23 protein-coding genes and 1 riboswitch are annotated in these 26551 nt (G+C 44.7%); of the genes, 3 read left to right on the top strand and 20 right to left on the bottom strand.

Features of this window, described 5'->3' with window-relative positions; genetic code table 11:
- Window positions 1–21: 21 nt before the first annotated feature.
- The 16 genes from MKY52_RS22980 to MKY52_RS22905 all read right to left on the bottom strand — a co-directional run bounded on the left by MKY52_RS22980 (window position 22) and on the right by MKY52_RS22905 (window position 18484).
- Complete coding sequence (locus MKY52_RS22980; RefSeq protein ID WP_341053704.1) at window positions 22–804, bottom strand: ABC transporter permease; 783 nt, start codon at window positions 802–804, stop codon at window positions 22–24.
- Window positions 801–1622 carry an ABC transporter permease gene (locus tag MKY52_RS22975; protein ID WP_341053703.1) on the bottom strand — a complete coding sequence of 274 codons (822 nt, stop codon included), beginning with the start codon at window positions 1620–1622 and terminating at the stop codon, window positions 801–803. Before MKY52_RS22975 ends, MKY52_RS22980 begins: the two co-directional genes overlap by 4 nt.
- 49 nt (window positions 1623–1671) lie before the next feature.
- Window positions 1672–2847 carry a serine hydrolase domain-containing protein gene (locus MKY52_RS22970; RefSeq protein ID WP_341053702.1) on the bottom strand — a complete coding sequence of 392 codons (1176 nt, stop codon included), beginning with the start codon at window positions 2845–2847 and terminating at the stop codon, window positions 1672–1674.
- A gap of 230 nt (window positions 2848–3077) precedes the next feature.
- Window positions 3078–4634 (bottom strand): extracellular solute-binding protein, encoded by a 1557-nt coding sequence (locus MKY52_RS22965; RefSeq protein WP_341053701.1) that lies wholly within the window; start codon window positions 4632–4634, stop codon window positions 3078–3080.
- Window positions 4635–4692: 58 nt separating this feature from the next.
- Complete coding sequence (locus MKY52_RS22960; protein WP_341053699.1) at window positions 4693–6987, bottom strand: DUF4962 domain-containing protein; 2295 nt, start codon at window positions 6985–6987, stop codon at window positions 4693–4695.
- A gap of 2 nt (window positions 6988–6989) precedes the next feature.
- Complete coding sequence (locus MKY52_RS22955) at window positions 6990–9068, bottom strand: heparinase II/III domain-containing protein (RefSeq protein ID WP_341053698.1); 2079 nt, start codon at window positions 9066–9068, stop codon at window positions 6990–6992.
- On the bottom strand, window positions 9065–9826 hold the full coding sequence (locus tag MKY52_RS22950; protein WP_076283149.1) for an SDR family NAD(P)-dependent oxidoreductase: 762 nt from the start codon (window positions 9824–9826) through the stop codon (window positions 9065–9067). The genes MKY52_RS22955 and MKY52_RS22950 overlap by 4 nt, the downstream gene beginning before the upstream one ends.
- Before the next feature lie 47 nt (window positions 9827–9873).
- On the bottom strand, window positions 9874–11670 hold the full coding sequence (locus MKY52_RS22945) for a cache domain-containing sensor histidine kinase (protein WP_341053697.1): 1797 nt from the start codon (window positions 11668–11670) through the stop codon (window positions 9874–9876).
- On the bottom strand, window positions 11670–12701 hold the full coding sequence (locus MKY52_RS22940) for a response regulator transcription factor (protein WP_341053696.1): 1032 nt from the start codon (window positions 12699–12701) through the stop codon (window positions 11670–11672). Before MKY52_RS22940 ends, MKY52_RS22945 begins: the two co-directional genes overlap by 1 nt.
- A 64-nt stretch (window positions 12702–12765) precedes the next feature.
- Entirely contained in the window at window positions 12766–13647 is an 882-nt protein-coding gene (locus MKY52_RS22935; RefSeq protein WP_149644547.1) for a carbohydrate ABC transporter permease, read from the bottom strand.
- A gap of 24 nt (window positions 13648–13671) precedes the next feature.
- Window positions 13672–14628 (bottom strand): ABC transporter permease, encoded by a 957-nt coding sequence (locus MKY52_RS22930; protein WP_341053695.1) that lies wholly within the window; start codon window positions 14626–14628, stop codon window positions 13672–13674.
- Window positions 14618–14824: a tautomerase family protein gene (locus tag MKY52_RS22925; protein WP_149643967.1), complete on the bottom strand. Its 207-nt coding sequence runs from the start codon at window positions 14822–14824 to the stop codon at window positions 14618–14620. The genes MKY52_RS22930 and MKY52_RS22925 overlap by 11 nt, the downstream gene beginning before the upstream one ends.
- Before the next feature lie 225 nt (window positions 14825–15049).
- A complete protein-coding gene (locus tag MKY52_RS22920; protein ID WP_188114448.1) occupies window positions 15050–15760 on the bottom strand; it encodes a Crp/Fnr family transcriptional regulator in 711 nt (236 codons plus the stop codon).
- A gap of 35 nt (window positions 15761–15795) precedes the next feature.
- The gene (gene rd, locus MKY52_RS22915; protein ID WP_149643966.1) at window positions 15796–15987 is read right to left on the bottom strand and encodes a rubredoxin; all 192 of its coding nucleotides are present in this window, start codon (window positions 15985–15987) and stop codon (window positions 15796–15798) included.
- 28 nt (window positions 15988–16015) lie between these two features.
- Window positions 16016–17230 carry an NAD(P)/FAD-dependent oxidoreductase gene (locus MKY52_RS22910; protein WP_341053693.1) on the bottom strand — a complete coding sequence of 405 codons (1215 nt, stop codon included), beginning with the start codon at window positions 17228–17230 and terminating at the stop codon, window positions 16016–16018.
- 15 nt (window positions 17231–17245) lie between these two features.
- Window positions 17246–18484 carry an FprA family A-type flavoprotein gene (locus tag MKY52_RS22905; protein ID WP_341053691.1) on the bottom strand — a complete coding sequence of 413 codons (1239 nt, stop codon included), beginning with the start codon at window positions 18482–18484 and terminating at the stop codon, window positions 17246–17248.
- Between the two features lie 274 nt (window positions 18485–18758).
- Between MKY52_RS22905 and MKY52_RS22900 the strand changes: the two genes are divergently transcribed.
- Window positions 18759–19775 (top strand): CapA family protein, encoded by a 1017-nt coding sequence (locus MKY52_RS22900; RefSeq protein WP_341053690.1) that lies wholly within the window; start codon window positions 18759–18761, stop codon window positions 19773–19775.
- 81 nt (window positions 19776–19856) lie between these two features.
- On the opposite strand, the gene MKY52_RS22895 is transcribed toward MKY52_RS22900, so the two are convergent.
- Window positions 19857–20705 carry a DUF6612 family protein gene (locus tag MKY52_RS22895; protein ID WP_341053689.1) on the bottom strand — a complete coding sequence of 283 codons (849 nt, stop codon included), beginning with the start codon at window positions 20703–20705 and terminating at the stop codon, window positions 19857–19859.
- 117 nt (window positions 20706–20822) lie between these two features.
- Window positions 20823–20914: riboswitch (cyclic di-GMP riboswitch) on the bottom strand.
- Window positions 20915–21116: 202 nt separating this feature from the next.
- On the opposite strand from MKY52_RS22895, the gene MKY52_RS22890 reads away from it, so the two are divergent.
- Entirely contained in the window at window positions 21117–21635 is a 519-nt protein-coding gene (locus tag MKY52_RS22890) for an RNA polymerase sigma factor (protein WP_341053688.1), read from the top strand.
- The gene (locus MKY52_RS22885; RefSeq protein ID WP_341053687.1) at window positions 21619–23232 is read left to right on the top strand and encodes a DUF4179 domain-containing protein; all 1614 of its coding nucleotides are present in this window, start codon (window positions 21619–21621) and stop codon (window positions 23230–23232) included. The genes MKY52_RS22890 and MKY52_RS22885 overlap by 17 nt, the downstream gene beginning before the upstream one ends.
- A gap of 152 nt (window positions 23233–23384) precedes the next feature.
- On the opposite strand, the gene MKY52_RS22880 is transcribed toward MKY52_RS22885, so the two are convergent.
- Genes MKY52_RS22880 through MKY52_RS22870 form a run of 3 tightly spaced genes read right to left on the bottom strand, consistent with a single transcriptional unit; the run spans window position 23385 to window position 26510 of the window.
- Entirely contained in the window at window positions 23385–24185 is an 801-nt protein-coding gene (locus MKY52_RS22880; protein WP_042186870.1) for a Cof-type HAD-IIB family hydrolase, read from the bottom strand.
- A 31-nt stretch (window positions 24186–24216) separates the two neighbouring features.
- Entirely contained in the window at window positions 24217–24981 is a 765-nt protein-coding gene (locus tag MKY52_RS22875) for a pseudouridine synthase (RefSeq protein WP_341053686.1), read from the bottom strand.
- A 2-nt stretch (window positions 24982–24983) separates the two neighbouring features.
- A complete protein-coding gene (locus MKY52_RS22870; RefSeq protein WP_341053685.1) occupies window positions 24984–26510 on the bottom strand; it encodes an RsmB/NOP family class I SAM-dependent RNA methyltransferase in 1527 nt (508 codons plus the stop codon).
- Window positions 26511–26551 lie beyond the last annotated feature (41 nt).

Genomic DNA, 26551 nt, shown 5'->3' with positions numbered 1-26551 from the left:
GTAATTCTCCTTCATACAAATTCATCCTCCGGCACTTTTGTAACTACGAAGCATGTACGTATAGAGCCAAATTCCGAAGGCAGCAAATAGCACACAAGGGATAATCGCTATAAAAAAATAGGCTTCCCATCGTCCAATCAGAGTAGATGCTGGAAAGTAAGCAATCATGGAAACCGGAAAAAGAAAAGAACTTACGGCTACGACTGCTTTAGGGAAAATCGTCCCTGGATAACGCCCAAAAGACTTAATGCTCTCAAACATCTCCGGCAAGCGGGAATTCGCTACCCATTTGAAGGAAATTGCTGCCACAATGAGCGCCACGCCGAACATAACAAGCAGACCTGCGCCAAACAACAACAGGAACAATAACCAAGAGCCGATGGTCATCCCATCGATTCCGCTAAGTGCGTATACGAACATGACTACTCCTCCACCTAAAAGCCCGATACTTTCGAACTCAAAAGATCTGGCCAACAGCAGAAAAAGGCTCGAGGTTGGTTTAATTAATACCACTTCCAACGTTCCTTCCACTACATGGGACATCGTATTCCACATGATTCCGTTGAAAAAAATCCCGGCACAAGCCGTAGACAGAATGAAGACAGATTGAATTAATAGTGCCTCTTTAAAGGTCCATCCTTCAAATGAAGCATTCGAATTATAAATGAATACTGTTACTAGAGGAAACAACACATTCCCTATAAGCATGATAAGACTATTAAGAATAAAATTAACACGATAAGTGATAGCAGAAGCTATATTCGCCTTCATACAAGTTTTGTATATTAGATACATACGTTTCATGCGCCCACCCCCGTAAAATGCTTAAGCGATACCGCATACAGCACCCGGCAGACTATTCCGGCAATAATAACGGCTACAAGCTGCAACAACAAAACTTGGGGAATAGGTAAGGTTATATCAGCTAAAGTATAGCTACCTGTATAGACCATTGCAGGCAGAAAGGTCGTATATTGAAACGGTAAGAAAAAGGAAGCCATCTGTAAGGATTTTGGAAAAAAGACTAATGGAATCAGCGATCCTGAGAATATCCCCTCGCAAAGACTAAAAAAGTTACGAATACTAGAGGACTGCACCATCCAAAAGGCGACCATTCCAATACTATAATGGATAAAAAAATTCATCATAAAAGCCATTGCTATCGAAAGAATTGCATAAAGTAAATTTGCTGGCAAAACATCAATATGAAAAATAAAAAAGAAAATCATAAAGCAGGGTATAAATTCAAATAGAAGTCCAAGTACCCTATGCCCCGCCTTCTGAGACAATGCATAGAACATATGATTCATTGGTCTTAAAGAGAACGTAATGAATTTCCCGGTGCGAATGAGCATTTGCAAGTTCCAATCGGCAAAATCCATGGTCAAGTAGTTGATCAACATCGTGGCGCAAAAATAAGAGAGCATCTGAGAGAGCGACATCCCGTTAATAGAGGATTCCCCGCTATAAACAGCGCTCCATATATAATACTGCACTAAAAAATATACCGGGCCTACAAAAATAGAAACCATCGAATGCGTTCTGTACGCACTCCATTCCTTATAAGTAACAAAAGCAACCGCTCTCATAACGCGAAAGCGGTGCTTTATCTTCTCAAACATAAGTCACATCCTGCCTATCTTTGATATCTCACAACATATAATCTTATTCTTATTCGAGTCCGGACCAGATCACATTGTTTGTACCGAAAATCCCTCTACCGTCCCATATATTTTTATGAAAAGGGATATACCAAACGGCAATTAGCTTTTCTACCGGATCAACGACCAAAGAACAAGACCCCCATCCTTCGTGAAAAAAAGTGCCTTCAGAATAAGATGTACTTTCATTATAGCGAAGGTCTGGCCCAAGACCGTATGGTCTATCCGCTCCTCCATCTCCCCATGCGTAGTTTGGAAGTTTTTCAGAATTGAACCGCTTGGTCATTCTCTGAACAGCCATCCGACTTAAGATATGACCACCTTCGTATTCCCCATGGTTAAGCAGCATGATTCCGAACTTTTGTAGATCATTAACGGTTGAATACATTCCCCCACCCGTTCCGGGAGTCTTGATTTCTTCCTCAGACCTTTGTTCTTCATCCGTAATTTCCCCGTTTTGCAGCTTCTGAAGATATTCCTTGGCTTCTTCCGAACGAATAGCGATCCTACCAGCTTTCTCAGGCGGAATATCAAAGAAAGTATCTGTCATGCCTAACGGTTTTACAATGTTGTCCAATATGTAATCTTCTGCAAAAACACCTGTTATTTTCTCAATAATTGCACCAAGAACCACGTATCCGAACGAGGAATACATCCATTGAGTCCCTACCGGAAAACGAATGCCATAGGAAAGTCCAGCTTTAATCCAGTTTTCTTTTCCAAGCTCTGATTCATAAATATACCACCATGCACTTTTATAGTAGGTATCACTTATAGTGCCATGATCAGGTGCGATGCCGGAGGTATGCGTCAGTAAATGAGCAATTGTAATCGGCTTAAAAGGATCGGCATCAAACTCCGGAAGAATAGAACTAACTGGTTGTCCCATAAAAATTTTGCCATCATCTGCCAGCTGCCAGATCGCTGTTGCCGTAAACAGCTTGGTAATAGAAGCGATTCGAAAAATAGTATCCGTTTTTAATTCTTGGTCGCTATCTTCTTCGTAACTGAAGCGTCCCCCCGCTCCATTAGCAAATATTTTTCCATAACGACTAAGAGAATAAATATAGCCATCGGCTACTTTCTTATTACAGAGATCCTCATAAAAATGATTAAGTGCCTCTAAACGATCCTCCCTGTAATTCGCTTCGTGCAGCTTGCTAAGCTCTGTAGTTGATAACATCATTCACACTCCTCTAGTATTCTATGAAAAGCCATGTCAATTCTCAAAAATGTAATATATTGCTTATTAATAATACCTTTTCAGTACTATTGTTACAACAAAATCTAACGAACTGGAAGGTCAACTTTATATTTAACTATTCTATACTGATCTCACTTCAATATGTATGGTTTGCGTCTTCTATAACCTTAAGAGGAGCCCGGTTTAACCGTCAGCTCCTCAGGAAGGTAAATTTATCTGCGTGGCATGGTAACGCCTACTTTGTTATTATACTTTTCTGTAGCTTCTTTGATGACATCGTTGCCGCCTTTGGAAAGCCACTCTTCTACAACCTTCGGCCAGTCGCTGATAGGCTCCTTCCCATATACCATCTTTACCATATGCGTCAGCAGCACCGGAGGAGCAGTGTCCGAGTTAGGTGCAATGTCTGGATTCTTCACCAAGGCATCAAGCCGCGGGTCGAATTGAATTCCATCACGGCCTTCATTAGCCAGAATAGTATCATATACATTGATCAAGCTTCTGCCTTCTTCTGTCGTATTAAGGGCACCCTTGTTATACGTAGTATCCTGCACCAACCAGAGGAAAGACTGACGGTAACGCTCCTCATCTACAGCAACGGAATCCGTAGGAGAAGTGTATACGATTTTGCCGTTCTCTTCCTTATAGGTTTCATCCTTGATCCCAAAGGTAAAGAAGGTTTCTGCCTCTTCACTCAGCATCCAGTCAAAAAATTTCACAATATCCGCAGCATTCTTCGTCCCCTCTTTGATAAAGTAGGTGCGCGTAGCGGAGCCGTACAAATAGGAACCCCCTTTTCCGTCAGGTCCAACTGGCGAAGCAATAATCTCCAGCTTGGCGGATGGCGTTGAAGCCTTCAATTGCTGCTCCCATTGTAGAAGTTCGTTTGCATTCATCGTCCACATACCGGCTTTGCCTGAGAGGATCGCATTCTTGTAGTTGGTCGGGTTGATAGTAGCGAATTCTTTGTTGATCAAACCCTCTGTATACATGGTGTTGTAGGTTTGTAACGCCTTCATCATATTTTCGCTATCCATAAACTTCGGCTGAATCTGGCCATTTACTTCCTCGAACATAGTCAGGTACGGAAAAACATCATAAGCGCCAAAGAACGCATCAGCATATTTGAAATCTTGACGGCCCATATAAGGGTTCTCTATCCCCAGCTTTTTGAAGGCACGTAACACATTCAAGTACTCATCAACCGTTTTTGGAATCTGCAAGCCGGTTTGATCCAGCAGATCCTTACGAATCCAAGTCGCACGGCGGGATGGATTGGACAGAAACTCCGGTATTGCGTAAATTTTTCCTTGATAGGTGACGTTCTCCCAAGCTTCCTTCGGGATTACTTTCAAAAGGTTCTGGCCGTTTTGCTGCAGCAGATCATCCAAGGGCATGAACACACCAGCTTCAACGGAACCAGCCATTTCCTTGCCATTTACGCCGCCCGAGCCTTGAACGACATCCGGAATATCATTAGTGGCGAACATCTGCACCATTTTCTGCTCGAACTCTTTATGAGGAACCAACACAATATCCAAGTCTGTGTTTGTCATCTCCTCCAGCTTTTTCACCCATTTGTCCTTATTCAAGTCGGGGGATTTCTCCACATAGTTAAAAGCCAGCGTCCGCATCGAGATCGAGAATTCAGTTTTCTGCGGCGTATTTGACGAACCTCCGGCAGTCTCTTCTTTGTCCTTGTTCGAGCAACCTGCAATAACGGTAGCACCCATTAAGGTAGCCAGACAGATGCCAATCCATTTTTTCATAATATAACCCTCTCCTTGTACAATGGGGTGTCATACATAAAATGAAGATATTTTAAGACTAATAAGCTTTTGGAATCTCTACACGGTGGGTAATCCCCTGATTCGTAAAATAGACATGCACCCCATGGTCTTGATCGTCCATAAAGTACGATACGTAATCCCGGCTTCCCGATTGTTGGGGAATTAGAAGAGTGACGATCCGATGACTTACAGCCTCTTGGGTAGAGGCAGTCAAATGCCAATGCTCGGGCAGCCCTTCCCATTCCTTGGGATCTACATCGGTAAATTGATTGTTTTGGCTAAGTGTCATTTCCCCCGAAGAACTATAGACAAATCTGCCCGCCATTTGAGCCTTTTTGCCATTTACTTTAAAGGATTGATCCTTCAGCTTCATAGGATAAAGCGTATGAAACAGCCAATCCAATTTTCCTGGACGTTCCAGATCAACACTGTCTGTGATAACAAAGTAAGCGCTATCAAAGAAATGGATTTCCCGCACATAACGCTTGATATAGGGTACATTCTCGCGGTAGGCTTCGGTGGCATCCATTTGCGTGTAGTTGATTCCGGGCGTACTGTACGCCTTCAACACCTTGCCGTAGGCTGCCATGTTCTTCGACTTGTCCGTGCCAGCATATTGGCCTTTGCCGTCAATAAGAATTGCGTTCTTGGAGCGGGTCTGCCTGCGCCACTGCATATGCATCGTACTGTTGAATGCAACGTAATAACCGCTTTCAATAGCCAAGGGCTCGCCGAAGGCATGCAGCAGGAAGGCGTTTTGATCCCCATGGCTATGGCTCACAGAGCCGTAACGGCTGCTCTTGGTCAACAGCATGATATGTTCCTGCGGATCCTCCATCCGATGATGCATGGCCACCCATCCTACATCCTGAAACCACTTCAGAGGTTCTGCAGCCACCGGTGGCTCTGAAGAAATCTGCGGATAATCCGTGCGATAAACCATCTCATCGAACCGGAAATCCCACCAGCCGTAGTTATAAAAGATCATCTGGGTATCAGGGTTCAGTTCCTTAGTTTGCTCAAAATACCACTGGTACTGCCCATTTCCGGTTAAACCGGCAAATTGGCGGATATTGAAGCCCGTCTTGAGATTGACCGGATCTCCCAGCGACGATTGATCGCCGAAGCTGGCCCTCACGGTATCAGGACTGAAGCAATAGAGCGGAAAATCACCGGTTTTGCGAAAGAAAGGACGGTCATAGAAATTGATTGCCATGTATTTGCGAATTAAATTGAGCGCCTCCGTAACGAACGCCATCTGAGTGGTCCAATACATCGGACCTTCCGCCCACCCGCCGTCTTTGCCACCCCATGGGGTATACATGGCGGAGAAGTACTCCAGCGTATAATCAAGCCATTCCTGCGCCTTCTCCTCCTCACCCAACATGGAAATACAACAGGGGACGAGTACAGAGGATAAAGAGCGGATAGCATGGCTGTCATAAGGAACTTGATGGATTCGGGAACGTTCGATGACATGGAATGCGATCTGCCCGGTTCTTCGCAGTAGCGCCTGCCTTACCTTAAGGCGTTCTTCTTCCGTAAGAGAGCCGTGAAGCCAATCATAACCCCATGCCAACGCTCCGGCTATGCGAAAGGAGCATTCATCATTGTAATCCCGGCTGGTGGTACCATCCGTGTTCCAGCTAGCAGCATGAAGCAGCCACTCTTTAGCTTTGGCGATAAGCACCTCGTCCTCCAACACAACTCCAGCTATAGCAAGATGCCGGACAGCATAGAAAACTTCCTGGCAGTCCATATACATCTGCCGCCATAGTGTGGCGACACGCTTATTATCTGGATACGGTGCAGGCTCGGGAATAAGCTCGCGCTTTGTCCAGGGTAGAACGGAATGCTTCAGGAAGTCATCCCAGCCTGTGGAAATGGGGTCTTGGCGGACAACTTCCCGGTAAGACGGAAGTTGTTCCGCTTGAAGCCAAAGCCGCGGATGGTTGGCGGAAACAGTTGAATATCGTTCTGTTCGGGAGGGCAGTGGCGTTAACGGCAAGTCATCCTCCACCACAAAAGCTCTTACTTTACTCCACTCGGAACGGATATCATTCTCCCCAATAAGACTGTATCGCCAATAATACGAGCCGGGCACCAACGGCTTATCCGGGGTAAACAAATTATAGGGAATTCGACTGTAGGTCAACGTGCCTTCAGGTTCAAATTCTGAGTTTGAGGAGATCTGCAATTCATACATACTCTCTTCCAGGCAAGCAGGCATCCAAGTAAACCGCGGAGGATTCTCTCCAACATCTGTATGTTCATCTGGTCCATAAGACAGGTCAAGTAGGCCGCTGGTAGGTTGAAATAAAGGTTCTAACATCTCTACTCCTCCGTATTCCGGGACTCTTCCTGAATCAGTCCCGCTTTAGGGTCAAGGCAATAGTCAATTCGTTGCCCAGTTGTTGCTATTTGGATTCGGGGCGGTTCGCCCGCTTGACTCACAAGCTTCAATACAGCAGGTTCGTGACCGTCCCGATAAACCGTAATAAAATCAACCGACGGACCTTTGTGCCGAAGCATAATACCTCGTAGCAATCTACTCGGGTCTTCGGCATTACCCGGTGTGCAAATTTCATGCATAATGGAGCCGGGTGCCAGTAGGGTACTCGTGGATACTTCATACTCCCGGTCGGTGCTCACTCCATCATAACGGATATTCCACTCCGTATTTAACGCACAATCCGTCTCATTTTTCATTACGGACAGTACTTCTACTGAGCCATAACCCGCTTCCAGACCAAGGAGTGTCGGAAAGTCCCTCTGGACAAGGTGAGGGGCGAACGGTAACAGCAAATGTCCCGTCGGATGAAACCATAAGTCTACTTCCTGATCCCGCTCCGTCACCTGCTCAACATGAAACCAATCCAGCAGCCAACAGTCGGCCAATACAAGATGCCGGTCTAGAACAGCTCCTTCATAGGCGCCGTCTGAGCGAATCCATAAGTACGTAGCATTGCCTTCCTGACGGAATTGACAGCAGCTTCCCTTATGTGGAGCTTGGGAGCGACCTCCGATGGTAACCGTGTTATGGCTCGCGGTTTCGGAATACCATTCCTTCCGCAAAACAGATCCATAAGGAACCATGCCCAGCTCGGGAGCAACCTCCCCCCATCGGTGCATAATCGTGATATGAAGCTTATCAAAATGCCCGTGCGATCCCCCGTGCTCACCGAAGTCTGCCAGAACGGACAGCGGATTGCCAGGGTGGCGGAGCACGGCAAATCCTGAATCCGACAGTAGGACAGAGTCCCTCACCGTATAAGTGGATTGAAGCGCCCTACTCTCACCTACTCCGTACAGCACCGCCTCCAGACCAGTCCGTTCTCCCTGCCCGTATAGATACCTATAAGCATTCGCCAGTATTGGCTGGAGGTTAAGTTCTTTGTAAACCGAACTTCCTATTTCAAATACTTCAGCAATTTCTCGGGCGAAAGGCACGCGCGCATAAGGACCATCATGTACGGCCGGAAGCTCCCCGTTATCGCCGCTAAGCTCTACCAGCAACTGAAACATGCCACGGATAGATTGTCCTTGATCACCTTTGGCAGCATAGAGGTCAACCCCGAAGCGCCCGGACATCTCGGCTGCTATGAGATACGCCCGCAATACAAAAATATGGTAGTACGTGCTGCCCTCAAATTCAAAGCCATCTGGTTTAACGCCAATGGACAGATGATGATAGAATCCGCCTTCTCCCTCCAGCAAAGAAGCAAGCTTTTCTCTGGTACCTTTGGCGGCATATACACAAGCCAGGCTAGCGTTCAGCCATGCGGTATAATTGTTCTCTGCATTCTTCTTCTCGTAAATGAGGATGTGGCGGTATTGCTCCATACTCTCCTCCAGCATCGAGAAGAACACTTGCAGCTTTACCTCTTCCTCCCCAGTGAACGTTACTCCATGATCCACAAGCAGCAGATAGGCCCGAATAAGCGTGGTGGACCAGATAGCCTCTGTCAGCGCCTGATGAAAGGCACGGCCACTGAGCATCCAGGGTTGAGCATCCGGATGTACCGGATACAAGGGGAACTGCTCTGCATATCCGACAAGAATCTTCTGGGCTAAGCCGCTATAGAAGTCTTCCCCGTCTGCGGCGAATACCGCGGCAGCATGCAGTGCATATCGCGCCATCGCCTGATGCCGGTATACCAACCATGCTCCCCGGTAGGGTTCACCTTCCAGCTTGCAGCCCTTCGGGCAAGAAAAGACAACCGCATCTTGCTCCATAGCATCGAAGATTAGCTCAGTATGATGCTGGGGACACACATATTGGTGCCACCAACCACCGGGTTCTGTCGGGAGCAGAATCTCTTCTTTCCAGAAGGGTTCCAGCTCCATTTTCAATTTATCCACCTCGAGACCAACCCAGGAAAAAGTATCTGCTTTCTCCTTAAGGTTCATCATCGCATGAACAAGCCTCCATTAATTTCAATAATTTCGCCTGTCAGATAATCCGACAGCTCTGAAGCGAGGAAGAGTGCCACATTGCCCACATCCTGTGGGACACCTTCCCGGCCCAGCGGAATCTTCGCAATCGTCGCCTGTCTTGCCGCATCCGCGGTAAAGGTGGCATGGAAAGCGGTCTGACCGATAAATCCGGGCGAGATAGCGTTTACATTAATTCCGTGAGGACTCAGCTCTTTGGCAAGTCCCTTGGTATAAGACCATACTGCAGCTTTACCTGCTGCATAAACGGAAGCCCCCGGTCCGCCGCCGTCATGTGCCGCGAGGGAAGATACATTGATGATTTTTCCGCTTTTCTTGGCAATCATTCCCGCTGCTACAGCTTTACAGGCAAACACGCATGATTTAAAATTGACGTCCATTACCTTATTGTAATGTTCTTCGTTCATTTCAGTATTGGGGACCCGATTGATCATACCGCCCGCATTGTTGACGAGGATATCGATGGTTCCGCCAAAATGCTCCTCTATTTCCTTCACCATATTGTCCAGTTGGGCTGGACTTGTTGCGTCTGCCTGAAAAGCATAAGCTTCTCCTCCGGCCTGACGGATTCCTTCGACCGTCTCCTCCGCAGAACCAAGCAAATAGTTTACAACCACTTTTGCGCCGGAAGCAGCCAAGGTCTGCAAGATTTGCCGGCCTATCCCTGCATTGGACCCTGTAACAAGCGCAATTTTACCCGTTAAGTCAATTTTCATTGCTAATTTCCTCCTAGTAATAGTCTTGTCTGAACATATCTATTTTCTCACTCCGCAGGCATGGATAAGATCAACCGAGTTCCCTCATTCTCCACGCTTTCGACGCTTAATCCGTATTGTTCACCGAACACCATTTGAATTCTCCGGTGCACATTCATGAGCCCGATCCCACCGGTATGATAGAGGGAATCTCCTTCCGTATCCGCCAGCTGATTCAGATTCAGCTTCTCACGAAGTTTAACAAGCCGTTCACGTGACATCCCTGCTCCGTTATCCTCTACGAAAACTAGAAACCGATCTCCCTCAATTCTGGCGTCAATTCGAATATAATGCCTGTCTTCAATTCCCTCGGGAAATGCATGCTGAAAAATATTTTCGATCAAGGGCTGAAGTGTCAGCCTGACCATCTTAGCCAGTAGCAGCTTCGGTGGAATCACAACGTCGATTTCGAACTCCCTGCCGATCCGGTGTTTGAGAATTGTCATGTAGCTCAATACATGATTAAGCTCATTGGCAATTCTAATCTCCTCCAGGTTGGTTTGAATAGAGTAGCGCAGCATAAATGCCATAGCTTCCACTATTTCTGTAATTTCATCCGAATCCTGAACAACCGCGTAGCATTTAATAGTCTCTAAAGTGTTATATAGATAGTGTGGATTAATCTGCAGCTGGAGTGCTTGGAATTCAGCCTGTTGACGCTCCAGAGCCTCCTTCTGGGTTGTAAGCTCCGCTTCGTATACCCGCTCAATCATTTCAGACAACCGGGTCACCATGAGATTGTAGCTACGCATCAATCCCCCCAGCTCATCCTGACGACCGTTCATCTCAAGCCTGCGCCACTTGCCTTTTTCCGTCTCCCTCATCCCTTCCTTAAGAATCAGGATCGGCTTCGTGATGGATCGTCCGAACCAGATGGCAAGCAATAGTGTGCCAACAAGCGTAAGAGCCCCCACCACCAGTGTGGTCGTACGAATGGTAGAAATAGGCTTGCGTAGCTCGCCAACCGGTATGGATACTACAAGCTGCCAATTGGAATAATCGGATTTTCTCGACACGAACAAATACTCTTTCCCGCCTATCTTTTCCATGACAGAGTCATTTGGGTGTTGAAATACGTTCTGAATGTGCTCAGCAGATAACTCAGGATAGTTCTTGTTTCCTTCTGCCCGGTATAGGAGCTTACCGAATTCGTCCATGATAAAATAGGACCCGCCCTGTCCCAGATCAAGAGGTTCCCATATGCGGGCCAGATCCTCTGCCTTAAATTCAATGGCTACTATACCTTTCGGGCGATAGGAAGCGACTCCTCTGATCCGGCGGACCATTGTAATAATGTTCTTATCCCCTTCATTCATCAGATTCGTGTTGAGAATGGTGATGCGGCCGCTCTCCGGCGTATGTTCGCTTAAGAAGCGGTAGCGTTCCTGCGGATGAAACTTCAGGCTATGCGCTTGATTTAAGTTATCGTCGCTAATGGCCTTGCCCTGTTCACCGATAACGTACATCAGATTAATCTGGGGATACAGAATAAACAAAGATCGAAACAAATACTTCTGTATGTCATTCGTATATTGATAGTAGGAGTAGCTATCCTCCGGGTCCATATCCAGGAACTCTTTGACTTGATTGTAGGACAGGATGGAGTCGCTAGCCTTTTCATAATTTTGCAAATACAGATCTGTTTGATAGGACGCGCTTCGGATGACTTGGGCAATGGACTTCTCTGAAGATTTATCCAGCTCAGCCGAAGCCTGAAAATAGGAGATAAATCCAACCATGGACAAGGAGAGAAGAATGACGGTCAAAAAGGAGGCAAACAACTTGTTCGACAGACTTTTTCTCATCAATCGATCCCCAGCTGGTTGCGATACTCAGAAGGAGCCAGCCCGGTAAACTTTTTAAATGTCTTCGTAAAATGAGGATGGTCTGCATACCCGACCTCATAGGAAATATCGGTTATCCGAAAGCTTGCATCGGCAAGCAACCTTTTGGCCTTCTCCATCCTACGTTTAATGCGGTAATGTACAAAGGTCTCTCCCGTCGAGTGTTTAAACATCTGGCTGAAGTAAGAGGCATTTAGACCAAGCACTTCCGCCACCTCCTCCAGCGATACTTCCTGGGCGAGATGCTTTTCGATGAATGCTTTAGCTTCCTCTATCGGGTCCTTCGCTTTGCCCTTGCGCTTTCTACGGAGCTCTTCCAAAATAGCTGCTGACGCTTCTGCGAAGCAGTGGAATAACTGTTCAGGTCCAGCTGCTGCGGACAAGTTTAACACGCTTTTACCGGGTATGACCGAATTGACAAGGAGCTTCTTCACGAGCAAGGCGTAGCCCTCTTCCAGAAGCTCTTTTTGCTGACTTCGGCTCATCTTGCGCTGGAGGAAGTCAGTTTCCCATTCCTGTAGTACAAGGTACAACCTTTCTTTATCCAAGGTCCAGATGGCATCATCCATACCCATGACCCATTCATCAAGCTTAGCGACAGAAACAAAACTCTCCAGCTTCTTTCTATACGCTTCCAGTTTGGCGATCACATTTTGAAGGTTCCCTTTGCTCACGGGTTTCAGGAGATATTCTTTCACTCCATAGGACACGCATTGGCGGGCGTATTCAAAATCCCCATAACCCGAGATGACAACAGTCTGAATATCCGTCCCCATCTCCGACAACCGCCGGCATAACTCCAGTCCGTCTACTTTGGGCATACGGATATCTGTAAAAAGAAAATCCGGCTGTTCCTCCATAATGAGCTGAATTGCCTCTTCGCCATTCTGAGCCAGCTTGATATTATACGGATGCTCGCTGCATTGCTGGATCATGATAGACAGTCCCTTTCGAATCATGGGCTCGTCGTCTACGATTAATACACATCTCATCCATGGATACCACCTTCCGATTCGTCTCGCTTAACGCGTTCCTATTCTACCACACTATATTAGATCAGGATTTGACGGATCCGACCATCATTCCTTTAACAAAATGGCGTTGAAGAAACGGATAAATCATGATAATCGGAATAGTAGCGACAATGATAACAGCCATTTTGATGCCCTCAGGTGAAGTATGAGCCAAAGAACTATAGACTGAGGAAGCCGGGTCAACGCTGATATCATCCGTCTCGAAGAGCTTCTTCAGCATCACCTGCAGAGGCCATAAGGCCGGCTTGTTGATATAATACAGAGCGCTCATGTACGTATTCCAGTGTCCGACGGCGTAGAAAATCCCCAATGAGGCCATTACTGGTTTGGATAACGGCAGTACCATATTGATGATGATCCGCAGCTCGCCACACCCGTCGATTCTGGAGGAATCTATCAGCTCCTGAGGGAGCTGCATAAAGAAACTTCTCATCACGAAAAAGTTAAAAGCACTGATGGCGCCAGGTATCATGAGTGCCCACAGGGAGTTCATAAGCCCTAAATTTTTGATCAGGATAAAGTTCGGAATAAGAGGGGCGCTGAATACCATAGTGAACAATACTATCATGACGATGTATTTGCGTCCTACAAATTCCGGTCGCGACACCGGATAAGCAAGAGACGCTGTTGCAATCAGATTGATGGCAGTGCCCAGTACCGTAATATAGACAGAGACACCAAACGCCCGCCAAATGGCATGATCGCTGAAAACGTACTGATAATTAATCGCTGTGAATTCCTTTGGCAGCAAACCTACACTGCCATTAATAATTGCTTCAGAGCTGCTAAAAGACTGGGCAATTACATTCAGAAACGGCAGAAACATAGCCAAAGCTAGGGTGGTCAGAAACAAAAGATTGAATACATTAAATAGATTCTGGCCGCGAGTATAGCGTACTTTCATCATCCCTACCTCCATAAAGAGCGATTAATACAGCGATTCACCGGTTGTTTTCTTGCTCAAAATGTTGCCGATGAGCACCAGAATGAGTCCAACTACCGACTTGAATAGCCCCACTGCTGTTGTATAACTGTATTGCTGAGACAGCAGCCCCGCCTTATAGATATAAGTGTCCAGAATCTCCCCGTTCCCGGTATTAAGCGCGTTCAGGAATACCCATACCCGCTCGAAGCCAAGATCAAGAAATCTCCCGATATGGAGAAGGAACAAAATCATAATTGTCGGTATCAGAGACGGCAGCGTAATGGATAAGGTTTGTTTCCAGCGTCCGGCTCCGTCTACTTCAGCAGCCTCATAAAGATCTGGGTTTATTCCTGCCAACGCGGCCAGATAAATAATCGTACCGTACCCGGAATCTCGCCAAATACCGGAACTGATCAAAATCGTGCGGATGTATGAATTTTCACCAAGAAAATAAATCGGTTCAAAGCCGAAGGTTTGTAAAACTTGATTCACAATCCCCGTTCCAGGGGAGAGGATGCCCAAGGCGATGCCGCTCACAATTACCCAGGATAAGAAATGGGGCATATAAACCACTGTTTGCAAAAAACGTTTATAAAACACAAGCCGTAGCTCATTTAACAGGAGCGCAAGCAATATCGGAGCCGGAAAGGCAAATAAGAGATCATACAAGCCTAGCAGGATCGTATTGCTTAAGATTCTTCCAAAATCTTGGTATTGAAACATGGTCTTAAAGTGCTCAAGCCCCACCCATTCACTGCCTGTAAAGCCTTTAAAAATGTTGTAGTTCTGAAACGCAATCACTGACCCGGCCAACGGCAAGTACTTGAAAATGATAAAGTACAAAATCCCGGGGATCGCGATCACATAAAGCGCTCTGAATTTCCACATGTTTGATAGCAGGGACCTTCTAGTGTCGGCTTTGTAGTTAATAAGGTCAATCCCGGTTAACTTAGCCTTCATAACCGTTTCCTATAGGTCCTTTTTTCAGCAGGTTCGCTGGAGCATTCTCATCTAAGGGAATTTCTTGAAATTCGACGGTAATAAACTGTTCCTCCCGTTCAATAATTCGGGATAACTCCCGCGTGAATACAGTAACGATCTCCTCCTTCTGCTTACTCGTTCGGCCTTCGTACATCCTAATCTCAATATGTGGCATCAGCTTTCCTCCATTTCCTCGAATAGTGAATGAATCTAACCTCATTCTACCTACAATAAAGCGCTTGCAATATGGGGTTTCTATGAGTGAGCTTGTGTTTTCTTTAGGGTATAACCAGTAATAATCGAGCTGCAATTCAAGCGAGCCCCTGAAATAAAAGCGACATCTCTACCATAATCTATGGTAGAAATGCCGCTTTATCATTTTAGATTTTTAATTACTATTTTAATACCCCATATAACTCTCCAAACCGGCTGGATCTATAATGAGCATTTGCTTGTTTCCGATTAGCTCAATAAGACCTGAATCTTCAAACCTTGAGAATTTTCTGCTAATGGTTTCGCGGGTGACCCCAACATAACTGGCCAGCTCTTCACGAGACAACGGAAGGTCAATATGAATATGAGCGCCACGCTGCTTACCATATTTGTCGCTGAGTTCCATGATCATATAAGCAATTCGTATTTCGGGATCTTTGGTTGCCAGGCTTTGCGCCAGATTTTCCGTATGGGCTAGTCTTTTGGTCACACTCTTCAGTAGCCTGAGCGAAATATCCGGATTATCCCTCATCAGCCGCTCCATATCCGTTCGGGTCAGCATGCAAATGTTAGTGTCTTTCAGAGCATAAGCACTGAAGTTACTCAACTCATCGCTGTTAAAAATACTCAGTTCCCCGAAAAAGTCTCCGTTCGTTAAGATGTGCAAAATTTGTTCTTTGCCCTCAGGAGTTGTTTTGGATAATTTAACATGCCCTCGCTGAATAATGTAGAGCGTATCTGACGGCGCCCCTTCCAGAATTAAAGGTTGACCTTTAGTGAACTTACGATGCTTAATCATGGCGCTGATCCGGGAGAGATCGTCATCGCTTAACGCAGCAAAAATAGGCACCTTGCGGGTACAAGGTTCAGCAGCGTATTGGCAAGAATACTCCTTCATAACTTCCCCCTGTTGTTCATTTTTTTGTACAACTCCTATTTTCCTTTAGGATACAGAAGTTTTTTGTCTTCAACCGGCGCAAAATGACTGGTATCTTCACCGCATACCGGACAGACCCAATCTTCAGGCAAGTCTTCAAATGCAGTGCCTGCAACAACATCCTCATCGGGATCGCCTACTGCCGGATCATAAATATAACCACATGGTAGACAGATATATTTTTTCATCTTTGTCATCTCCTAAAAAGTTAATAGTTTAGTTCAATCTGGTTTGAACTTCAGCCATAATTTCCACTATGCTACTCCCGTTAACATCGACCCCCATAAGGGGGATGCCTTGCTCCACAGCGGTTTTATACCCCAGAGAAGCAGCTGCCCCTTGCCAGGATATCGCACCAATCATTGTGTTATCTTTCACATAGACACGCGTATACGCCCCATTGTCATCTCCGCTCACCACCGTATCGCAATATCGTTCATCTACGTCGCCTATCGAAAATAAAGAGATACCAAAGGCGTTAAACAAGGTAACCGGAACAGCTCTACGATACGCCGTCAGATTGGCGACCATATTACTGCCGGCAATCCGGCCCTGCTCAATCGCTCCGCCCCACAGTCCTTCCACATGCCCGTTAATTTCAGCCACATCTCCAGCAGCGTACACATTTGGATCATTTGTTTGCATTTGTTCATTAACGATAATGCCCTGCCGGACTTGAATATTCGAGCCACTTACCAGTTCCGTATTCGGTACAATACCAATGGAGTAGACTACATGGTCACAGGAAAAATGAGATTGGTCATCCAGCGTAATTCCGGTAACATATTCAGTTCCTGTTATAGACGCTACATCAGCTTGAAGAATAACCTTCACACCTGCTTCTTCAAGGTTCTCCTTAAGTAGCTGTGAGGATTTCTCATCAAGTTGTCTACCCATCAATCGGTGAAAAGCTTCGATCACCGTTACCTGATATCCAGCTTCATGCAGCGCCCAAGCGGTTTCGATTCCCTGCACTCCCCCACCGATTACGGCTACATGGCTGCCATCCTGCAGGTTTTCTTTCAATCTGTCCGCGTCATTCATGTCCCGGAGGGTATGAACATTATTCAGGCCGGAGCCCTCGAGGGAAAGTGTAAGATTCTTCGCTCCCATACACAGTAAAAGCTTATGATAAAAAACACTCTGCCCATCTTCTGTCACAACAATTTGCCGGTCCGGGTGGACAGAACGGATTCGGGTCGAGGTTTTTACGGATATACGATTATCGCGGTACCATTTTTCCTTTTTAATCAGCACCTTCTCACTGTGCAGGTCGGTAAACAGCCCTTTGGTCAGCTTAATCCGGTTGTAGGGGAGTTGGTTTTCCTCTCCCAGTATCGTAATTTCCGATTCTGCGTCTTGATCACGGATAGCTTTGGCGGCATGGACGGCGGCTACTCCGCTGCCAACAATAACGTAATGTTTCGTCATCCAATATTCCTCCCCCTAAAATGAACTGAGTAGCAAATCTGATACAAATTCGGCCGCATTTTTAATTTTTTGAACTTTCTCCGGCTCTTTTGGGGAAAATCTGATTCTTACAGGAAACTCTACATGTGTCATCCCTGTGGATTTAATAACCTCCGAAGTACTTTGCACCATCATGTTTGTTCCGTTCAAATAATCCTGAATAACCTCAATAGCCTCGCCACTCCAACCGTAGGAGCCAAAGGCGGCAGCAAGCTTGTCTTCCAGGTTCATATGGTGCAATTCTTTCAGAATATTCTCTAGGTTCCCGATCATATCTGCGTATTTAGTGGAGCTGCCGATAAAGACAGCGTCTGCTGACGTTATGCTGTTCAGAATATCGCTGGCACTGTTTTTATCTGCATCCCAGACCTCTGTCTCAATATTATTTTCCTGCAAGCAATCTTGTATAATTTTGGCCATCTTCTTAGTACTGTTCTTGATGGTGGTATATACGATCGTTGCCTTTTTTCCTTGCGTCGTTTCGCGGCTCAATGTGGCGTACATCTCGATATATTTACGTATGTCCTCCCGGATCACAAACCCATGGGAAGGAGCGATCATCCGGATCTCAAGATCCTTAACCGCCTCTAACAGTGTTCTTACATATCTTCTATGAGGATGTATAATAGCTGCGTAATAGCCCTGGAAATCTTCCGTAATATCAAACCCGGCTTCATCGCTGAATAGATTTTCCACCGCAACATGCGTGCTGAAAATATCACAAGGAAATAAAATTTGATCTTCGATACAATAGGTTATCATCGTTTCAGCGGTATGGAGATACGGTGTTTCTTTAAACAGCAGCGTTTTCCCGCCAATATCCAGCTTATCTCCGTCTTTAACCACCAGGAAGTTCCGGCTATGAAGCTTGTACATTTCCTGCAATTCGGGAACAGCAATCTCGGTGCATACGATCGTGGCATTTGCAGCCTTGGCGGCGAGTGCTGCCAGTCCACCAGAGTGATCAGGCTCTGTATGATTAATTACAATGTAATGGATATCTAGAAGATCAATCATTTCACCCAGACACTCGGCATATTCACGTCCGAATTCCATATCTACGGTATCAATGACAGTCGGCTTACCTGTTTTTAATAAATAAGAATTATAGGTAGTTCCTTTTGCCAGAATCAGGCGGTGAAATGGAACCTGGCGGTTATCGATTTTACCTATCCAGTAAGTATCCTCGGCGATTTTTTTGAATTGTGTACTCATTTCTTTAACCTCCAATGTTTGATTGATAATGTTTATCAACAACCTTATTTTATTATGGCTGCCAAACAAAAAAGAGGATTTGAATCAAATTATAAAAGTTAAAAAAAAAAAAAATGAATACCTTAAATTTAGACGATCTAAATAAAGTGATTATGCGTTGGGTCACATTTTAAATAAAAAGCCACACAAATGTTTGCACTTCGCCTTAAAGAAAGAATAACCCATAACAACTTTATGCCATATCCTAATGAAAATAATAAAAAGGTGGATATCCATGACTGAAATACAAATAGCTGCTGTGGGAGATCTAATGGTCAAACGTTATATTATTTCGGATGCTAAACAGCCTGACGGAACCTATTCGTTCAGCCCCCTGTTTGCAAAAGTAGCTCCTTATCTGAAACAGGCTGATTTGACGATTGGCAATCTCGAAACCACCTTTGCTGGAAGCGGCCCCGAATGCCGGAAAAGCCCCCGATCAGGCGGTCCGATATTCAAATGTCCAGACGAACTGGCCCCTGCACTTAAGGAAGCCGGATTCGACGTATTAGTAACGGCCAACAATCATTGCATGGATTATGGTGCCCCGGGTCTGGTTCGGACGTTACGAGTTCTGGACCGTAATGGAATCGACCACACGGGAACAGCTAAATCATTAGAAGAATCCAAGAGAACACTTATTAAAAACGTCAAAGGAATTACGATTGGCATCCTCTCCTACACAGCAGGAACTAACCGAATTCCTGTACCAGTGAGTAAGCCGTGGCTGGTTAATCGGATATCTACGCCCAAGATCATTAAGGAGATTCGAGATTTAAAAAAGAAAGTCGATCTAGTCTTGATTTATCTGCATTTCGGAAGCGAATATCGTTACACTCCAAACAAGAGGCAAAAAGAGCTGGTCAATCTCTTCTTTAAAAATGGCGCCGACATCATACTGGGGTCTCACCCACATGTTCTTCAACCGTTAGCGCTTCGTGGAAAAAAACAATTCGTTATTTACTCATTGGGGAATTTTGTTTCTACTAAACTAATGAATATTCCTTATACACAAAGCGGTATCATACTTACGCTTAAAATAAAGAAGGATGAAAAAGGAAACACGAGTATAACTAACGTAGGTTACATCCCGACTTGTGTAGATCGAAGAATAAAAAGTGGCAGGAAAATTACAGAGATCATCCCCATCCGCGACGCATTAAAGAGAAGCGACACCGACATAAAAACAGAGCGGCGAAATCTCATGAATCGAATGTTGAAGCATACGACATCAATCTTAAAGAGGGAATAGAAACGTTATTAAAATAGAGAATACAGCAAAAAGCGCTGTTCTACAGAACAGCGCTTTTTGCTCAATATGATATCGACCTTATTATTCTAGTTCGGCCGGTTTTACAATGGTTGTACCTTTGTTATTCTTGGAATATTTAGCTTCGATTTTCGTGTTGTATGTATCTTTTTCTCCGTCACTTGTCAGTACATAACTCAGATCGACTGTCAGCTTTTCCGTTTGCCAGGTCTTAGTATTAACGAATAATTTCCAAGTTACGCTTTTAGGTTGAACAGTCTCTCCATCCCATAGGTTCTCCTGGTCATAGAGTTTGATTATTCCCTTAGCTGCTGTCGGATCAGTTACCGTGAACTGCAGGACAGTCTGTGCGCCAGCAGTGCTGACTTTCATAGATTTTTTATAATTTTTAACCGAATCAAGCATGGAAACAGGATCGTATTGACCTTTGGAGTAAAAAGAATCCCACTCCATCTTCTCCAGTGCAATCCAATACTGTGCATCGGGATCGATTGGCTCGCCGTCATCGTCGTAACCTTCATCTTCAGATTCATCGATCAGTTCACTTCCGTCTACAAGATAGTAAAACTCCTTGTCATTGGCATATAGACTGTACGATGTATCTAAAAGACTACTATCAACGGTGCCAGCTGCAGCAAAATTCGGCAGTCGATTAATATCCAGCTTCAGTGTGTTAGTGTTGCTGATACGTACCCCACCGCTCTGAATATCCTGTTTTTTGATCACATCTAAGTGAAAATTCTTTATTGCTTTAGAGGCTGCCGTTACTTTGCTAATCATTTGATCCGCGGTTACTGCTGTTGTGGTAGCTGCAGACACGACTTCAGGATTAGACATCCATCCGATCGTTCCGGACAGCAATAAAGCACCTACTGCCAAACTAGTACCTATTGTTTTGAAAAAACTGTTCATGTACTTCCCCTTTCGGCCCCTTGCGATAATGTAACGCCGTATAGGTCGAAATAATAAAAGAGCTCAAAATAGACTACATATTCTTAGAGCTATCCTTTATGCTTCATAAGACATCCCTATGGCGGCCTGGCGATCATTTCCTTCTGTCGAAAGGCTTTAGACCCATGGCTTTGTGTCATCATCTTTCGATGATTTTACCTTTAACGCGGACATTCAATTAGTTTTATAGATTACGGACGCATGTCCCACCGCTAATTTTATCATGGTTATAATTACCTGTAAACGACTTATCTTCCATTCGAATTCGCTATGATACTCAGAAGAAATACTACAATCAAAATGAAAAATGAACGATTACATACGCTTATAAGTCTTATTAATGAGAACAGCAAAGACAGGGGGTGCAGCAAAATGAGTGACCGGGAAATTTTCGAGCTCTATAAAGAACAAGTATATTATTTTTGTTACTACTTAATGAAAAATCAGGCAGATGCGGAGGATATTTCCCAAGAGGTATTTGTAAAAGTTATCTTAGCGGATAAGTCGAAGGTAAGAAACTTGAAAGCTTGGATTTTACGAATTGCTTCGAATGAGTGCAACAGTGTGATCAAAAGGCGTAAGACGGGGTGGATGAAAGAAGTACGTAATTATTTACTATCCAGGTCTGAGGAATCAAACCCTGTAGAAAAACGTTTGGATCGACAGGAAACTAAAAAAGAATTACAAGGGTTATACAGTCAGCTTTCTGACAAAATCAGAATGGTAGTAGTCCTTCGTTTTATAAACGAATTGACTGTACCCGAGATCTCTAAAGTTATGAGCATACCCGAAGGAACTGTAAAATCCAGACTGAACAAGGGACTTAAAATACTAAATAGAATGGGTGGAACCCAACTAAAGGAGCTGAATAGTAATGAGTCTCTATATTGAAAAAGATAAACATATTCCCCGACCGGATTATGATTTGATGTGGACTGCCATAGAACAAGAAGCATATACACGTCAAAGAAATCTGCATTCCTCCCAGAATACTCCTAGGTCTAATAAAAAGGTTATTCCTATCAGTATTGTCTTCTCTTGCCTCTTACTTGTAGCCATTCCTGTATTCGCTAGTATGACGATTAATTGGGATAAAATTGGTGGTCGAAGTGTGAGCAATGCATTAAATAATGGCATCGGTCAACAGTATAATCTTCAAGCTTCCAGTTCAGGAGTAACAATGAATTTGAACGGTGTTGTAACTGACGGAGAAAAAATGAAAATGCTGTTATCACTTGATACTAAATCTGATCTATCCCAATATACTGGATTTGCTACAGAAGAAAACACTATGACTAGTGAATCCGGTGCCAAGGCAAAGGTATACGGTTATTTAGAATACGATCCTGAAAGCCAGAAACTCATTGGAGTATATGAGACACCTGATACATTAAAGGATGATAAAAAGGACTACAGGTTTGAAGCACGGAATCTCATTTTTTACAGTGATCGGAATATTCCCTTACAATCTAATCATCAAGCAGGAGATACAATTGATACGGGAGTTAAGCAATACCCAAGCATTCAAATCGAATCCGTTCGACAAGTTTCCAATCAAACCATTATCCGTTACAAAGTCGCTGCATCACCAGCTGACTTAGGATGGGGTAACCCACATTTGGTAGTTAGTACTGCTGGTCAAGAGAATGAGGCAATTCCAACCATCATGCCTAACGAAGGATCGGATTTATTTATTGAACAGGTTTTCAATATAACTGAATCAGATTGGAAGGAAGCTAGTCTTCATTTTAGTTACATTGAAGAAGCGAAACGAATTTCAGGTACGTGGAAGTTCGATTTTAAAGCAGATGGACAAAAAGCAAGTGAAGCGATTTACACTAAGAAACTGTATAACAGTCCTGAATTTCAAGAAAAGACCGGTATAACCTTAGATCAGCTAGTGGTTACCCCTTTGGATATCCAAATTCTAATAGATGAAAATGATTCGCTTAAAAAGGGAATTGTCCACTATAATACCGCTCAGTTGGTTATAGGTGATAAAACAATCACTGGGGGTTGGAATTTGAAAGGAGATCATTCCGAAAGCTACCAGCATTTATTTCAATTCGAATCTCCGGAATGGTATAACGACTGGTCCGATGTTCCAATGAAACTTATATTAAAGGATGCTGTCATTGAGAAACGTGATACCAGCAAGAATTGGATCACAATAAACAAACCTAAAGAAGAAAAACAGTTCACTTCACTTGATGTCGATGGATTAGAAATTGAATTCACGTACTATACTGAAGGCGAAAATTTGATTGTTGAATCATCATCCAAATCTCCTCACTTCAAAAGCGTTAACCAAACTACGTTACGGATTAATGGCAAAGAAGTGGTGCCTGAAATTACACCTAAGGGCATGATATCTACAGGAACTAATATTGATAGCTACAAAGATATTCCTTTCGACGAAAAAATTGAACTGAACCCTGGTATCTATAAATATAGCGATCCTAGCCGGAACGAGGAAATTAAACTTTAATACAGGAAGTTAATCTATTGTCCCGCCCTTTCTAGTTAATCCTAAGGGCGGGTTATTTTTGGATAGAATCAATTCTGTTATGTATCTCTTTTATTTCCTTCATAACAAAAAAAGCATAGAACGGACTCAAGTCCGCTTTATGCTTTCCATTATTAGGATAAACAATATTTAACCAGCGCATCACGCACACCATGCTCGTTGTTCGAACCCGTAACAGCATTCGCTGCCGCTTTTACCTCTACAGGAGAATTATCCATCGCCACGCCCATCCCCGCATAGGTAAGCATTGAAATATCATTAAAATAATTACCGATTGAGAGGACTTCTTCTTGCGGAATTCCCAGCTTCACAGCGAGATTTCTTAATGCGTTGCCCTTAGAAGATTCGGGATGCATCAAATCAACGAAAAATTCACCACTTCGCAAAATATTGTACTCAGGAGCCCAAGTACGCCATTCACGTTCAGCTTCGTCAAGGATTTCTGGCTGTGTAAATACAGTAAACTTAACAACCGGTTCACGGAAATCTTCCCAGGCTGGTAGCGTCGCTGGCACAATACGGAAGTGCTCATACATATAATTAGCTTCTTTAGTCAGATTCTCTACATTATCAACATACATATCAAAAGCAGTATTCACATCATAATGAATATTGTGCTTACGGCAATAGTCAATATAGGGGTCAAGACCACGTGCATCCATACCATATTGATGCAGCACTTCTCGATCTTCCACTCGTACCGTCGCTGCTCCATTGTGACCAAGCACGTAACCAGTCAGCCCCATTTCCTCCATGAAAGGAATCGAGTTCTGTGGACTGCGTCCCGTACACAATACGATTTGACCGCCAAGACGTGTAACCTCAGCAATAGCTTCCTTATTCTCAGAGCTTAAGTGGTGATCATCATTTAATAGCGTACCGTCCACATCTAGTGCAATCAGTTTGTATCTCATACTCCACCATCCTTGTCTTTCTTTTTCTATATTATCCTTGAGATGATTCTGTGCCTAAGAGTGCCAGTTCCTCTAACGTCAGTTCCCGACAAGCTCCCAGCGGCAGACTTTCATCCAGCTTCAATTCTCCCATAGATACACGTTTCAGAAAAGTGACTTTTTTGCCTACCGCCTGAAACATACGCTTCACCTGATGAAATTTCCCCTCAGTGATGATAAGTGAAATATGGGAAATCACTTTGCTGCCGCGCTCTCTTCCAAGAATGGTTAAGTGTGCAGGTAAAGTAACGTAGCCATCTTCCAACTCCACCCCTGCTGCAAAAGCCGCGACATCATCCGCGTCTACATCGCCCTCGATGGTTGCCTCGTACGTTTTCGGGACATGCTTACGTGGCGACAGCAATTCATGGGCAAGCTTCCCATCATTAGTGAGCAGCAGCAGTCCCACAGTATCCTTATCTAGCCTTCCTACAGGAAACGGTTCAAACTGTGCATATTCGTGCTTTAAAAGATCCAAAACCGTCCGATCCCGCTTGTCCTCCGTAGCTGACAGGACACCCGGGGGTTTGTTCATCATAAGATATATGAATTCACGGTAGGTAACAACCTCTCCCGCTACCTCTATTTTATCGGCATAAGGATCCACATGGAACCCACTATCTTTTACCACTGTCCCGTTCACCAATATTAAGCCTTGTTTAGCTTGTTTACGGATATCACTGCGCGACCCCACTCCAATATGGGACAACACTTTATCTAATCGTTGTTTTTTGGCGGGCTTACCTGATTGGCTCATTGTTACATCCACCTCCAGCCTGCGGGATATTCGTTCTTGAGTATGCCATCCTGCCACTTACCCCAGCCTGCGCTGTAGCCATCAATGCAGACCAGAACGTATCCCTTTTGGGCACTTCCTATTCTAATAGAGAGACGTTCTTGAGAAATCGACAACGTCTCTCCTTTAAGATAGGAAATAGCTTCATGATTCGTACTGGAGAGTGAGACACTTCGGCAGCTTTCTTCCGGATGCAAAGCTGTAGCCATTGGATGCCCTGGAATAAATCTTCCGTTACGGATTTGTCCTACATACCATCCCGGGCGGATCGTCTTTAATCCATTTAGTCTTTCCTTAGGAAGTGGAGAAATGTACAGATGGTCACCGAACAGAACCGGATATCCTTGCGGTTCCCAACCAAGCTGATCTCGCACAAAATTTCCATACGCAGTCAAAGCTTGCTCGTCACCTGAAACTTGCCGACCACGGTCAGCACCACCAGTAGGTTTGTGAGAGGGTTTCCCTTCTTTCCCCCGTCTTCCTTCTGATTTATTGGATGATTTAACGTGTGCTGCACTTTTTGGAGTAGTAGTTCTTGCTCTTGCAGATTCGTTTAACTTGACCTCTAAGTGATCACGTTCCTCCATTGAGCGCTTAGTTCCCCCATGTTGCAATACAGCCATGAAATGTCCTTCGCCTTTCACCTTATGCGGCCACAGTCTTGCTGTACCTGAGAGTTCTCCGAAGCCAGGAGCGAATGAGCCTGTACCTCCTACCGCTACCACTGAGAACTGTGGATGTTCAGAAATAAACTCCGCTATAATTTCCTCATTTTCTTCTATAGCAAAGGTACAGGTGGAATAGACAAGTGTACCTCCCGATGCCAATGCTGTTGCAGCAGAACGTAAAATATCCCGCTGCATGGAAGCATATTTGGCAGGTGTACCTGAATCCCACTGCTTTACCATGTCTTCATCTTTACGGAACATCCCTTCACCAGAGCAGGGAGCATCAATCAAGATCTTGTCAAAAAAAAGCGGGAATGCAGCCGCGATATGATCTGGACTTTCGTTCAAAACAATACCATTACGAACCCCATACAGCTCCAGATTTTTGGCTAGAGCTTTAGTCCGTTCTGGATGAAGATCATTACTAACCAGCAATCCTTCCCCTAACAGCTTGGCTGAAATCTGCGTAGATTTCCCCCCAGGGGCGGCACATAAATCAAGTACACGATCACCTGGTTCAATATTAAGCAATTCCACAGGTGCCATCGCACTCGGCTCTTGAATGTAATACAAACCTGCGTGGTAGTGAGGATGTTTACCAGGTCTAGCCCCATTCTCAGTATAAAATCCTGTCGGACACCAAGGAATGGGTTCCAGTCCTAAAGTAGAAAGAGCCTTTAAGCTCTCCACGGAAATCTTCAAGGTGTTAACACGGACGCCTCCGTATGGGGTTTCCTTATAAGAATCCGCAAATTGATTATAATCTGTTCCCAGCATGTCCATCATACGCTCGCTGAAAGAACTGGGCAATTGTGCCGCCATGATGCCGTCCTCCTGATAGTATTGCAAAAATTTAGGTGTTT

Origin of the sequence: Paenibacillus sp. FSL P4-0184 (assembly GCF_038004625.1) — a bacterium.
Lineage (GTDB): Bacteria > Bacillota > Bacilli > Paenibacillales > Paenibacillaceae > Paenibacillus_AQ.
The sequence above is the reverse complement of the archived record's forward strand: the minus strand, read 5'-3'. Positions and strand labels throughout refer to the sequence as shown.